The sequence below is a fragment of the Mesorhizobium sp. M0601 genome, assembly GCF_040320845.1.
Taxonomy (GTDB): Bacteria; Pseudomonadota; Alphaproteobacteria; order Rhizobiales; family Rhizobiaceae; genus Mesorhizobium.
This window is the reverse complement of sequence record NZ_JAMYQK010000033.1, coordinates 61,179-74,432: the sequence shown is the minus strand read 5'-3', so window position 1 is coordinate 74,432 and position 13,254 is coordinate 61,179. Positions and strand designations below refer to the sequence as shown.

Sequence of the window (13,254 nt, the reverse complement as noted above, 5' to 3'; positions counted from 1 at the left end):
AAAGAAAGCTTGACCCCAGCACTCCGGTGCTCAGGTTCTCCTGGCTGCCGGATGCGCACGTCTGCGGTCTTCACCGGATGCGTACAGGCAAGGCGGTTGGCCGATGGAATACATCATGACAAAATGCAGCGGCCTTTCCGCGGCCCAGGCAATATTTTCCGGGCCCTCATAGACACAAGGGCTCCTTGGGCAGGAATTTCTCGAATTAGCATGCTGGGTGGAAAATTCATTCCCGAACCATTCGGCCGCAAGCCTGTCTTGCATTGTTCTGCGCAGGAACGATCTGCTAGAACGCCCGCACGAGAATAGATTGTCCGGAGGTGCAGTTTGAATCGGGCGGCTGAAGGTCGCCTCCGATGCAGGCCCTTCCGTGGATCGGTACGAAAGAACGCTTACAGTCCATGAACATCGCACTTACGCACCTTCAGCGGCTTGAGGCCGAATCCATCCATATTTTTCGCGAGGTGGCCGCGGCGTTTGCCAAGCCGGTCATGCTCTATTCGGTCGGCAAGGATTCGTCCGTGCTCATGCATCTGGCGATGAAGGCGTTCTATCCCGCCAAGCCGCCCTTTCCCTTTCTCCATGTCGACACGACCTGGAAATTCCGCGAGATGATCGCCTTTCGCGACCAGATGCAGCAAAAGCTCGGATTCGACCTCTTGGTCCATGTCAATGAAGACGGCGTGCGCGACAACATCAATCCGTTCGATCACGGCTCCAACACCCATACTCATGTGATGAAGACGGTGGCGCTGCGGCAGGCGCTCGACAAATACGGGTTTGACGCTGCCTTCGGCGGCGCGCGACGCGACGAGGAGAAGTCGCGCGCCAAGGAGCGCATCTTTTCGTTCCGCAACGCCCAGCATGTCTGGGATCCGAAGAACCAGCGGCCGGAGATGTGGAAGATTTTCAACACCCGCATCGCTGCCGGTGAATCGATCAGGGTGTTCCCGTTGTCGAACTGGACCGAGCTCGACATCTGGCAGTACATTCTTCAGGAAGACATCCCGATCGTGCCGCTGTATCTGGCCAAGGAGCGGCCGGTCGTCGAGCGCGATGGCATGCTTATCCTGAGGGATGATGAGCGCATGCAGCTGCGGCCCGGCGAAACAGTGGAGAACCGGATGGTGCGGTTCCGCACGCTCGGCTGCTATCCGCTGACCGGCGCGATCGACTCGGAGGCCGACACTCTGGAGGCGATAGTCGGCGAAATGCTCACGGCGCGCACTTCCGAGCGGCAAGGTCGCCTGATCGACCGTGATGAAGCCGGCTCGATGGAAAAGAAGAAGCGCGAGGGGTATTTCTGAGTATGCGCCACATCATGGCCAAGAGCCTCGCCCCGACCGACGGCGTCCGCGACTATCTGGCGGCGCAGGAACGAAAGTCGCTGCTGCGCTTCCTGACCTGCGGCTCGGTCGACGACGGCAAGTCGACGCTGATCGGGCGCCTGCTTTCCGACACCAAGCAGATTTTCGAGGACCAGCTGGCCACGCTCGAGCGCGATTCGCGCAAGCACGGCACCACCGGCGATGACGTCGACTTCGCGCTGCTGGTCGACGGCCTCGAGGCCGAGCGCGAGCAAGGCATTACCATCGACGTCGCCTATCGCTTCTTCGCCACGCCAAAGCGCAAGTTCATCGTCGCCGACACGCCCGGCCACGAACAATACACTCGTAACATGGCGACGGGTGCATCGACCGCGGATCTCGCCATCGTGCTGATCGATGCCCGCCAGGGCGTGTTGCGCCAGACCAGACGACATTCGATCATTGCCTCGCTGCTTGGCATCCGCCACATTGTGCTCGCCGTCAACAAGATCGATCTTGTCGGTTTCGACGAGGCGGTTTTTGAGCGGATCGTCGCCGATTACGCGCAGTTCTCACGTGAGCTCGGCTTCGAGACGATCGTGCCCATTCCGATGTCGGCTCGCTACGGTGACAATGTTACCGGCCGTTCCGATAGGACGGACTGGTATTCCGGCCCGACGCTGATCGAACATCTCGAAACCGTCTCGGTCGACGAGGCCGCGGTCGAATTGCCGTTCCGGTTTCCCGTCCAATACGTGAACCGCCCCAATCTCGACTTCCGCGGTTTCGCGGGCACTATAGCCTCCGGGTCGGTTGCGCCGGGCGACGAGGTGGTCGTCGTCAAATCCGGCAAGTCCTCACGTGTCAGGCGCGTCGTCTCGCATGGCGGCGATCTTCAGCAGGCTATCGCCGGCCAGGCCATCACCCTTGTCCTCGACGACGAGGTGGAAGTCTCGCGCGGCAATATGCTGGTATCGTCGGCGGCGCGGCCGCAGGTCGCCGATCAGTTCGCCGCCAACATCGTCTGGTTCGACGAACATGCGCTGCTGCCCGGCCGCTCCTACATCCTGCGCACCGAGACCGACCAGACCAGCGCCACCGTCACCGACCTGAAATACCGCGTCAACGTCAACGACTTTGCCCATGAGGCAGCCAAGTCGCTTGAAATGAACGAAGTCGGCATCTGCAACATCTCGACGCGGTCGCCGATCGTCTTCGATCCGTTTGCCGAAAACCGCACCACCGGCGCCTTCATCCTGATCGACCGCATCACCAACGCCACGGTCGGCGCCGGCATGATCCTGCATTCGCTGCGCCGCGCCGAAAACATCCACTGGCAGTCGCTCGATGTCGGCAAGCGCGCCCGCGCCGATATGAAGAACCAGCGGCCGGCCGTGTTCTGGTTCACCGGGCTTTCGGGCTCGGGCAAGTCGACCATCGCCAATCTGTTAGAAAAAAAGCTGTTCGCCACCGGGCGCCATACCTACATTCTGGATGGCGACAACGTCCGTCACGGCCTCAACCGCGATCTCGGTTTCACCGACGCCGATCGTGTCGAAAACATTCGCCGCGTCGCCGAAGTGGCACGCCTGATGGCCGACGCCGGGCTGATCGTCATCGTGTCATTCATCTCGCCGTTCAGCGCCGAGCGGCGCATGGCGCGCGAACTGATGGCCGACGGCGAATTCGTCGAGGTGTTTGTCGATACCCCCTTCGAGGAATGCGCCAGGCGCGATCCGAAGGGTCTCTATGCGCGGGCGTTGAACGGCGAGATCAAGAACTTCACCGGCGTCGATTCACCCTATGAGGTGCCGGAAAAGCCCGAAATTCATCTCAAGACACTCGGCAAATCGGCCGAGGAGATGGTGGACGCCCTGGAACACTGGCTGAACGAGCGGGACATTGCCGAAGACCAATATGACAGCGGCGGCGGTATCTGACGACGAAGCGATGCTCGCCGTCTTCGAGCACCTTGCCTTGGCGGCGGGGCGCGAGGTGATGCGTGTCTTTCGTGCCGGCTGTGCGGTCGACAGCAAGTCGGACAGTTCGCCGGTGACGGAGGCTGACCGCGAGAGCGAAAAGATCATCCTTGCCGGGCTGCGCGCCGCATTTCCGGCGATTCCATGCGTGGCCGAGGAAGAAGCTTCGGCCGGCATCATGGCACCGGATCTCGGCGACGCCTTTTTCCTGATCGATCCGCTCGACGGCACCAAGGAGTTCGTCAACCGGCGGACCGATTTCACTGTCAACATCGCGCTGGTTCGCCATGGCGTGCCTGAGATCGGCGTCGTCTTCGCGCCTTGCACCGGCCGCTTCTTTTCCGGCCGGCCGGGCAAAGCGGAAACGATCGAGATCAATGAGGACTATGAAATCGTCGATCGCCAGCCGATTTCGGCAAGGGCTGGTATGGTGCCGCTGACCGTCGTTGCCAGCCGCTCCCACAACACGCCGGAAACCGATGCCTATATCCGCGCGCTTGGCGCCGCCGAGATCGTCTCGGTCGGCTCGTCGCTGAAATTCTGCCTTGTCGCCGGTGCCGAGGCGGACGTCTATCCGCGCTTCGGCCGCACCATGGAGTGGGATACGGCCGCGGGTGACGCGGTGCTACGCGCCGCCGGCGGCATGACGCGCACGCTGGATGGTGAGCCGCTCGCCTACGGCAAGCGCAACCAGAGTGACGACGAGGATTTCGCCAACCCGCATTTTATCGCAAGCGGCAAGGCTGCTGGATTTGGCTAGACGGTGATTGCGCAGTTGCAGACCCGTACGAAAGTGCGGGTGTTGCAAGTGACTTATGCAAGCGACCTCAGATACTGCTCGAGATCTGTAAACACAGCGGTACGATCCCATCCAGCCGACAGTTGGGTCGGCGTGGCCGATTGCTTCGTGTCCGGTCGATGCTGCGGGGCCTTCACACGGTGTATCCAAATTGCTGTATACCGATACACTTGAACGGCTATACGAGGCAGTGATGGCGTTCCACATCAAAAATCCCGAGACCGACGCACTGGCCCGCCGGCTCGCCGCACTTAAGAGGACTGGTCTGACAGAGGCTGTCCATGCCGCGCTCAAGCATGAGCTTGAGCGCGAACAGGCTAGAGCGTCCCTGGTAGAGATCGGCGCCAGGTTCTGCCGTGATCTGCGAGCCCGGGGCAAGCCTGATCACGGCAGGCCGGCCGACAAGGCGTTTCGCGACAGCCTGTACGAGAATGACTGATGTTCATCAACTTCAATCTGGACCGTGGCCAGCCAAGTAAAGTCCGGTTCAAACACCGTTCAGCCCGCCGGGTCCCGGCCAGGAGTTCGCGCGCAGCATCCTCGCTGGTCATCAGCGCCGTCAGGGCCGAGGCGATCACGTTCAAGAACCTAAAATGCGGCGGGCTTGCTTCGGATGGCTAAGGCCAGGAGCGCCTCCGAAAGTCGTTTCTTCGCCCGCTCCACCCCGTTCTCGTCGATTGCCTCAACATCGAGGAACAAGTCGAGACCAGTCGCATGCTCGCTGATGACCTGAGGGCGCTGGGCGAGTTCACCCAGGAGGCCCTCGACTTCGTAGGGGACAACCTCCCGGCTGATCCCCTTCATGGCAATCGGGGCTAACGGACGCGCCCGGACAAGGTCGCGCACGAGCGCGTAAGTCTCATAGCTGAGGCAGATGCCGCCGGGCTCGGCAATCGACTGCAGCCGGGCCGCCAAGTTCGCCTCGGCTCCAATGATCGTGTAGTCCATCCGATCATCGGAACCGAAGTTCCCAACGTTGCAATAGCCCGTGTTGATGCCCATGCGAGCTCGGAAGGGCCGTTCAACTCCGCGGTCATGCCACACCCTGTTCAACTGCTCCAGCCGACGCTGCATGTCGACAGCCATGCGCAAGCAGGCTCTCGCGTCTTCCTCGACGCCTTGCGTCTCGGGGTCTCCGAAGAACACAAGAAGCGCGTCGCCGATGAACTTGTCGACGGTGCCGCCGTGTTTGAGCGCGATCGTCGACATCTCGGTGAAGTACTCGTTGAGGAGAAGCGTCAGGTCCTCGGGCTGGAGCCGTTCCACGATCGCGGTGAAATCCTTGACGTCGGAGAAAAAGATCGTGAGCTTCTTGCGCTCGGTCGCGATGGTGACGTCCTTCTGGCCGCTGAAAATGCTTTTGTAGATTTGAGGCGAAAGGTATTTGGCGATCTTCAATGAAATCGCGGCCAGGAAGTCGTTTGCCTCCGAAAGCTCCTTGTTGATGCCCTGAATCAACGCGGACTGCCGACGCTGCAGGAGAATGAACGTCAGGCCCGCCGCCGCCGCGAAACCGAAATATAGGAGCAGATACTTGAAGGTCAGCACGTTCGCAGCGATAGGCTGATTGACTGATATCTCCTGGATCCCTCGGACATCCCCTACCTTCCAGTCCGTCTTGGGGCTGTCCGGGTGTGAGTTATGGCAGGTCACGCACACTTGTCCCATTATGACAGGGGCCGCGGCGCGGACCTGCCGGTCAAACAGTGAGCCCGAGACCTCGATGATCGGCTCCTTCGGGTTGGCGCGCAAAGCCAGGATTGCATTCCGCTCGAACGCATCGAGCTGGTGGGGCGCGCGACCTTTGAAAGGCAGATCCGAGACGAACCGATATTTGACCGAGCCGTCGTGAGCGCTGATGCGCTTGCCGAGTTCGATCGAGAGGGTTGCTGGAATAGGGATCGCGCCTGGCACGTCCCGGTAGTTGTGCGTCGCAGTTACGGCGCCGTTAGCTTGCAGCACGCGTCCCACGACGTCGCTGCCGTAGAATCCGCGCATTTCGTCGATGATGCGGCTGATTTCGCTCGCTTGCCTGCGCAGCATCCGTTCCGACAGGTCTCGGAGGTCGAGCCAGGCTGCGACGGGCAGACCGATAAGGCCGATGACCACTGCCGCCACCAGGAGCGGTCCCATGGTGCGCTGCTGACGCGCAATCTGTTCACCCAGTCCAGCCATTGTGCAAGCGCCCGGCCGTCTTAGTATGTGAACTATAGCTCATTCCCGGCACGGTACCAGAGTCAGTCTTGGCTCGATGAAAACACGTCAGCCCTGCAATGTCGGAACGACCTTGAGCGGTTGTTGCGAAGCCCCGACCCTCACAGCGATTTGCATTCTGGCGCTAGACGGACAATGAATCAGTGAAGGGATGTCGCAAAGTCGGTGGAATGCGCTCCGCGATAACCGCTCAGGGCTCAAAATTCGTGTCTGGCAAGGTTGAGACTTCTGCGGCCGGAGAGCGCGTCGGAAAAGAAAGTGTCCCGTGAAACGTGTCCGCGTTTCGGCCACACTATGGAATGGGCACCGCGGCGGGTGACGCGGGTGCTGCGCGCTGCCGGCAGTATGACGCGCACCTGAATGGTGCGCCGCTCGCCCACGGTAAGCGCAACCTGGGCGAAGACGAGGATTTCGCCAATTCGCATTTCATTGCCAGCGGCAACGCTGCCACGGCCGCTTAGGCATCATGATGAACTCCAATGCCGTCCCGGCTCGTCGTCGCCCCAATGACGACGTCGCGGATGCGACGCCTGAGTGAGGCACTTGTTTTCAGGCGAACCGTTGGGCGAGGAATAACCCTACGGTGTGGATCGTGGCAGCGGCGCTTCCGCGTGTTAAACTGCTTGCATGGAGATCGACACCAACAAGATCGACGATGCCGTTATGGGCCTGCTTTGGCTGACGCTGCATGAAGAGAGGCGCGCCTGGAAGGAGTTGGATTGGAATGCTCTGGATCGCTTGCACGAGAAGGGGCTGATCGCGAATCCGGCAAGCAAGGCGAAGTCGGTGGTTCTGACAGATGAAGGACTGCGGCGTGCTGAGGAGCTATTCCGAACCCTGTTCACTCGCCCGGCGCCCTGAGCCAGAGCGCTGGACGGGCGCCTGCGAGCTGATAACGCACATGGCTGAATTTCGACACCGGCGGCGCGCCGACCGCAGGCGGGACGGCCGGTGCTCTCGCCGTGACGGCCAAATTGGTATTCGTCATCTACGCCAACGGGCGCATCCATTCTGTTAAGGCAGTGGCAGAGCATACCGCAGCCGCGAGATGCTTCTCCCGGCGAATGGGCGCTCCGGGCCGAGTTGCAGCCAGCAGCGGGTCGGCGCCGCTGCTGACACATGGGATGTTAGTGGGGCAGATTGCCACTGGCGATGCGAAATCTCTATGGCTGCGGATTTCCGAAGGCAGGTTTCTCAAGCACGAGCACATGACTACCAAGAGGCGATGTGTGGGTGCTCTTGACCTGGAACCCCTCGTCAGAAAGCGTTTCGATGAATTCGCCATCCGTTCCAGGCGGAACGCGGGCAACGACGTTCGAGGTGCGCCTGACAATATTGGAAAGCACCCTTCGCGCCTTGCCCGGGCCGATGTTGCGCTGCATGTGCTGGTAGACGGCCAGCAGCAGGACGATATCGTATTTCGGTAGGAGGATATTGCCGAGGCGTCGGCTGCCGAGGTTTAGGCGATCGAACCGGGCATGTACCGGGGAGCCACTCAACAACATCTTTGCAGTCTCGATATGCGGCTTCGCAACGTCGATCCCGTGGATCGAACTGGGTTTCAGCTTGGATATCTCATAGGCGACAACACCCATATTGCAGCCAACATCGAGAATGGATTTTCCGGCGTAGTCGACCTTTGCGGAGAATAGCCCGTCAAGTCTGTCGTCCCACGTTCCGGCAAAACCCCTTTTGAATCTTGACCACCACAAATCATCAGCTCCTTTGAGAAGAGCCCCCTTGAGCGCCTCCTACCACGAGAGAATTAACGGTCGATACCCGTTCAACTGGAATTGATGACATTGACGAACCAAGGCAGGGACGTGTGCGGCCGCCTCACAACCCCATCAGCTTGAGTGCCGCGGGAACCGCATAGCGGTTGCCGTCATAGCGCAGCCGGTAGGTCCGCTTCACAGACTTGGCGGGATGGGACTGGCATTCGCCATTCTGGTCGGGGGAGGGATTATCGGTATTCGACCGCTCAACCGCGGTGATATCGTGATAGCCATGATGGCTCGCCGGGCTTATCACCAGGCTGACTTGGCTGGAATGAAAGTATCCGGCGCAACTACCATCGCTATCGCCGCCAGAGCCGGCCACCACGAGGCCGTCGAGCACCACGCGTAGCGTATCGCCGGTGAGAGCATAGAGCCGCAGGTCGGTTTCAGTGAAGGGAGCGGTCAGCGAATGGTGTGCCAGTTCGATGCTCAGGCCGAAGGCGGTTACCTCAGAGGCCAGTGCATAGCGGCCGGTGTCGAATTCCACCTTCTCGATGACAATCGCGTCATCGGTCATCAGACCGGGCTGGAGCAGGCGCTGGCGAACACGCAGCGTATTCCTGTCGACGACCAGAAGCTCGATATCGCCGACATGCAGGTGGTCGCCGTTAGCCCTGTCAATCAGCGGCACAGCCACCAACAGCAGGTCGACATGGGCGGGCCAAATCTTGCAGACCAGGCCAAATGGCGCTTCGCTCTCCGGGAGCGTTGAGGTGATGCTGGTATGAGGTTCAAGCGTGAACGAGGTGCCGTCGGCGCTCTTTCGGGCCTTGGGATAGGCCTGCAGCACCAGCGCGGTGGCATCGCCGCAATCGCTCGCCGCGGCCTTGGGGGGCGACAGGCTGGCGAGGGCGGCGCCGAGCAACAGGACAGGCAACACTATTCGCATGGAGTTTCTTGCCTCGCAGGGCCGGGTTCGGTCAGGGCCCTTCTACGCGAGATTGGTGGCGGCGCACAGGGTGTAGAGAAGTGACGGCTAGCTCCACCCGCTGCGTCAGGACCATAGGTATCCTGGAAAGTCGCAAAGCCCGAGCTCGCTTAGGGACGGTGATCATGAGAACGCCGCCCGAGCGGCCAATTCTTGCCAATGCTGTTCGAGCTGCCTGAAACAGATACGGACAAGGTGATCTCGATTGCCTTGTCGCGCTCCGATTAGAAAAGAAGCGCTCCGACAAGAAACCTCTACAAAACCGGACCTCGCCGATCCGTTAAGCGCACCTTCTAGGGTGTACATTCCAAAATTAACTCGGCATGACCTCCGTTTCTGACCCCCTGAGCCGGGCGGGTTCGCTGTCGGCGCGGTATTGAAGCAGAACCAATGCCGCGCCTGCTTCGGCTTTCCGAAACCGCAGCGTGTCTTTCCTTGAGACTTGGCAGCACGGCGCGTTCAATCGGAACCGTGCTGCCTTCAAATGTACAGCCAGTTTGTCCAATCAGCCGACGGGCTTGTAAACGCCGGCAGCCTTTTTGGCGGCTGCGAGCGCCGCCTTCATGTCGAGTTCTTCGAGGACAACTAGCTCGTTTATCCAGCCGCTTGCCCGGACCGCCAATGCTAGGTCCATCCCATCGGCCTGGTCCGGAACCTCAGCATTGATGACAATATCGTAGGCGCCGCGAGTAAACATCATACCGGATACCTTGCTACCAACGCTTTCCAAAACCGCCTTGATTGCAGCTTCTCGGTCTGAACTTTGCATCAATCCGTTGTAGGCATGGGGCGGACAGTTTCCCAGGATTGTCACTTTCATGGGTATTCCTCCCGATCTTGTACTACTTTCGTTATTGGTCGTTTGACCAACACGGAGCTATGGCGGACGGTTGGGTCAGCCGTAACCCTGCATCGCAACGCTTTTGCTCACATCCAAAGCTGGCAGCGGGAAAGGTTCGACTTGCCCTGCGGTCTTGTCCAGATACTGCATCAAGGCCGTCACGAGGTGGTAGAAAATGCTCGCGGGCACCTCCGTCGCCAGTGACCTTCCGCGCTCGTCAATTCTGTCGATCCACAAGCCTAGCGGTGCGGGATCGATATGCCATTTGAAGAGGCGGGCGACACGTGCTTCGATCTCAGGTTTCAGATCAGGCCCGCCGATGCCGTCCAGGGCGACGGCCGCCTTGACGGCTTCGCATTGCGGCCAGCTGCGGGAGAGCCGGTCGAAGGGAATTCCCTGCCGCGACACGGCTGCATAAGCCAGGCCCGTGGCCCGGTTCAATCCGCTGGCGATCGCCGACGAATAGAGCTTCCTTGCATAGGCTGCCAAGTCTTTCTGCCCGCTTGCCCGCGCGAAATCGATGAGGAGCGAGGCCCATTCGAAATGGTGCCCTGGTTCGGTCCACTGTCCCTCCTCTCCCGGCAACGGTAGCCAATCGACATCGAAATGTTCCCCAAGCGTCCAGCTCTCCTGATCGAAGAAATGGCACCGGAAGAGATCGACGACACGTGCCGCCCGACGGAGATATGCACGCTCGCCGGTGACGCGATGCCAGGCAAGGAAGGATTCCAGCATGTGCATGTGCGGGTTCGAGAACCGCACCCCCTTCCAGCCGGGGGTCTCGAGGAAACCGTTCAGGCTGACGTCCTCGAGATGGGTGTCGATGAAATGGAACGTCTCTTGTGCCAGCTGCAGGGCATCCTGCTGGCCGCATCGGTGAGCATGGGCGAGCGCCAGGAGCACGCAGGAATGGTCGTAGGCGTCCTCCGTCGGGTCAGCCACGCTGCCATTGGCATTAAGGGTGCGCACCCAGCCACCGCGTTCGGTGCGGCCGTGTTTGGCGATAAATTTGATGCCTTGGTCGATGAGCTTGTCGGCCGGTCCAGCCCAGCCGCGTTCTTTGGCCACCGCGAACGCGTAAATCTGGCGCGCCATCGTCCGCATGCGCTTGGGTTTGCCCAACGGCCTTGCATCGAAACCGAGCGCCTCGTGGAAGCCGCCATACGCATCGTCGACACCTGCAGTGGACCACAGCGGCAGGGTTTCGTTGAAGAGCCAGTGCTCGACCCGCTTGCGCCATGACCCGCTGATGATGACCCGGTCGTCCGACCCCGTGAACTTCGTTTCAAGGCGTCCGCTCTTCTCGAGTTGTTCGACGACTTTCTTCGCGTTCTGGCTGTGGCTGACAGGAGCGACGAATACCGCGTCCGGTGTCGTCACCACCGCCACATCCTTCATCCCAATGACTGTCAGCAGTCTGCCCTGGCTTCTGAGATAGGAGTTGCCGCAATCCATGGCGACAACGTCGCCCATTATGACATTGCCGTCGCGGTCCGTCGGGCTGGCTTCGAGCAGCGATTGCCACGATCCAAGGTCGTTCCAGCGGAAGGAAGCCGTAACCATCGCAATACCGCGTGCATGCTCCATGACTGCGTAGTCGATCGACGTCGACGGGACAGCCGAATAGAAGCCCTGGGGCAGGTAGATGCCCAAGACGTCGGTCCGTGCAGCCTTATGGGCCCGTTCCGCGCTGTCCCAGATGTCTGGCCGGAACTCGAGAAATGCCTTCCGCATCGTGTCGGCACGAAACAGGAAGATGCCGGCGTTCCAGTAGAATCTTCCCGAAGCCACATATTTGCCGGCCGTCTCGGCATTGGGCTTTTCGACAAAATGTGAAACGGCGGCCCCGCCGTCACCATTTGCCGTAACCTCGATGTAGCCGTACCCGGTTTCGGGATGGGTCGGCCTGATGCCGAATACGACAATGCTTCCTGAATCGGCGGCAGGCATGCCAGCCTCGACGGTTTGCCAGAACTGCATTTCGGTCGATATCTGATGGTCGGAGGGCACCACGAGCACAAGCGCGTCACCGCCATATTCGGAGATCGTCTGCAACGTGGCTATGGCCACCGCAGCGGCGGTATTGCGGCCGACGGGCTCGAAAATCGGTCTGCCCCCGTTCAGGCCGAGCGGACCGATGTCCGAGATAACGCGGTCGGCATGCCGTTCGGAGGCTATCAGATAGATCGGCGTCTCGCCGTCCGAGCGCGCCTTGAGGCGTCGGACAGTCTTCGCAAGCATCGAGCCGTCGCCCGAAAGGTCGTGGAATTGCTTGGGATTGTCTTCGCGCGACAGCGGCCACAGCCGCGAGCCGACGCCCCCGCTCATCACAAAACTGACGATCCGCTCCGGCATGATCCAGTCCCCTCAAAATTTCTGGTTGTAGGCTCCGACCTCTGGATTGCGGCGCAGCACGGCATCGACAGCCCCGAACATCTCGCGACGAAGCCGAATGCGTTCGGCCTGGCTTGTCCGACTGTGTCCTGGGTCACGCATTTTGCTCGGCTCTTGCGCGGACAGACGTAGCACGCTGCCGGGCGGGAGGCTCCTTCATGAATTGGGGTAGCCCTAACGCCCCGATTGGCACCCCTAGTCCAATAGGAGCATGCCTGTCGGCGACCGAAAGGATGTCTCGTGCGTGCTGCTCGGGCTGACGACAAGGGTGGGCTGGGCTGCAACATGCCGGTGACCGCGTTCAAGTTCCGGTTCCGCGAGAATGGCGACGAAAGGCATTTCGGAGGCTGGCTCGCCTTCTCACGGCTTTCAAGGAGTCAGCGAAACGTCGTCTGTTCAGAGAAGGAATGACGGATTAGGCCGCGCTCTCATTGGACCGACGCAAACGGCGAGTACCCGAACGCACGCCCGCGAGATCGATACCTCACGCGGAACTGGCGTTCAACCGCCGATGGCAGATCTCGCCGGAATGAGAGATGTCATTCGTGGACAGGACGAGAGCGGCTGCCGCCCACGCTGCCAAAGGCGCAGGCCCATAGGTCTAGAATTGGCGGCGTCTATCTTTCGTGAAGTTGCAGGCACGCCTAGGCCGAAATACTCCCAAAGCGAGGTGAACCAAGCGCTTTTCTGGAGTCGGAGAACGTCAACAAGGGACGCTGACCGGCAACTCCCGGCGTGCCAAGTCGATTTTCCGGAACGGCCGCGAAGGCGGCAAGCGGATCGTCTGCGGCTCCGCGCGCAGCGGCGTGTTGAGTTCGGTCCGAACGGAGATCGTTTTGCTGGCGCTCCTCGTCGGCGTCATGGTCGGGTCGAAATCGAACAGAAGGTCGCCAGCCTTCACGCTCTGTCCATCGCGCACGTGGGTAGCGCGGACAACGCCCCTCTCTAAAGGCTGGTGCGCCCGCTTGGCACGATCTTGCCGGTCGCGTTTGCGACGATATTGATGCTGCCAAG

At 60.6% G+C, this 13,254-nt stretch carries 12 protein-coding genes; 6 read left to right on the top strand and 6 right to left on the bottom strand.

The window, feature by feature from the left end:
* Positions 1-401 precede the first annotated feature (401 nt).
* The 4 genes from cysD (at position 402) to NKI41_RS24690 (ending at position 4,524) form a co-directional block, all read left to right on the top strand.
* Positions 402-1,307 carry a sulfate adenylyltransferase subunit CysD gene (cysD, locus tag NKI41_RS24705; RefSeq protein ID WP_352464033.1) on the top strand — a complete coding sequence of 302 codons (906 nt, stop codon included), beginning with the start codon at positions 402-404 and terminating at the stop codon, positions 1,305-1,307.
* 2 nt (positions 1,308-1,309) lie between these two features.
* Positions 1,310-3,247, top strand: coding sequence for a sulfate adenylyltransferase subunit CysN (gene cysN, locus NKI41_RS24700; protein ID WP_352685481.1), 1,938 nt, complete (start codon positions 1,310-1,312; stop codon positions 3,245-3,247).
* Between the two features lie 10 nt (positions 3,248-3,257).
* On the top strand, positions 3,258-4,046 hold the full coding sequence (gene cysQ / locus NKI41_RS24695) for a 3'(2'),5'-bisphosphate nucleotidase CysQ (RefSeq protein WP_352685486.1): 789 nt from the start codon (positions 3,258-3,260) through the stop codon (positions 4,044-4,046).
* A gap of 232 nt (positions 4,047-4,278) precedes the next feature.
* Entirely contained in the window at positions 4,279-4,524 is a 246-nt protein-coding gene (locus NKI41_RS24690; protein WP_352685480.1) for a type II toxin-antitoxin system VapB family antitoxin, read from the top strand.
* Between the two features lie 149 nt (positions 4,525-4,673).
* On the opposite strand, the gene NKI41_RS24685 is transcribed toward NKI41_RS24690, so the two are convergent.
* Positions 4,674-6,260 carry an adenylate/guanylate cyclase domain-containing protein gene (locus tag NKI41_RS24685; protein WP_352685479.1) on the bottom strand — a complete coding sequence of 529 codons (1,587 nt, stop codon included), beginning with the start codon at positions 6,258-6,260 and terminating at the stop codon, positions 4,674-4,676.
* 338 nt (positions 6,261-6,598) lie between these two features.
* Here NKI41_RS24685 and NKI41_RS24680 point away from each other — a divergent pair, with 338 nt between their 5' ends.
* Entirely contained in the window at positions 6,599-6,760 is a 162-nt protein-coding gene (locus NKI41_RS24680) for a hypothetical protein (RefSeq protein WP_352685478.1), read from the top strand.
* A gap of 166 nt (positions 6,761-6,926) precedes the next feature.
* Positions 6,927-7,160, top strand: coding sequence for a DUF6429 family protein (locus NKI41_RS24675; protein WP_352685477.1), 234 nt, complete (start codon positions 6,927-6,929; stop codon positions 7,158-7,160).
* A 302-nt stretch (positions 7,161-7,462) separates the two neighbouring features.
* Here the strand turns inward: NKI41_RS24675 and NKI41_RS24670 are convergent, their stop codons facing one another.
* The 5 genes from NKI41_RS24670 to NKI41_RS33335 all read right to left on the bottom strand — a co-directional run bounded on the left by NKI41_RS24670 (position 7,463) and on the right by NKI41_RS33335 (position 13,141).
* A complete protein-coding gene (locus NKI41_RS24670) occupies positions 7,463-8,011 on the bottom strand; it encodes a class I SAM-dependent methyltransferase (RefSeq protein ID WP_352685476.1) in 549 nt (182 codons plus the stop codon).
* 124 nt (positions 8,012-8,135) lie between these two features.
* Positions 8,136-8,966 (bottom strand): PA3715 family protein, encoded by an 831-nt coding sequence (locus NKI41_RS24665; RefSeq protein WP_352685475.1) that lies wholly within the window; start codon positions 8,964-8,966, stop codon positions 8,136-8,138.
* A 544-nt stretch (positions 8,967-9,510) separates the two neighbouring features.
* Positions 9,511-9,825, bottom strand: a complete 315-nt coding sequence (locus NKI41_RS24660) for a GYD domain-containing protein (protein ID WP_352685474.1) — start codon at positions 9,823-9,825, stop codon at positions 9,511-9,513.
* A 75-nt stretch (positions 9,826-9,900) separates the two neighbouring features.
* Entirely contained in the window at positions 9,901-12,201 is a 2,301-nt protein-coding gene (locus NKI41_RS24655) for an AGE family epimerase/isomerase (protein ID WP_352685473.1), read from the bottom strand.
* A gap of 742 nt (positions 12,202-12,943) precedes the next feature.
* On the bottom strand, positions 12,944-13,141 hold the full coding sequence (locus NKI41_RS33335) for a hypothetical protein (protein ID WP_502901239.1): 198 nt from the start codon (positions 13,139-13,141) through the stop codon (positions 12,944-12,946).
* Positions 13,142-13,254 lie beyond the last annotated feature (113 nt).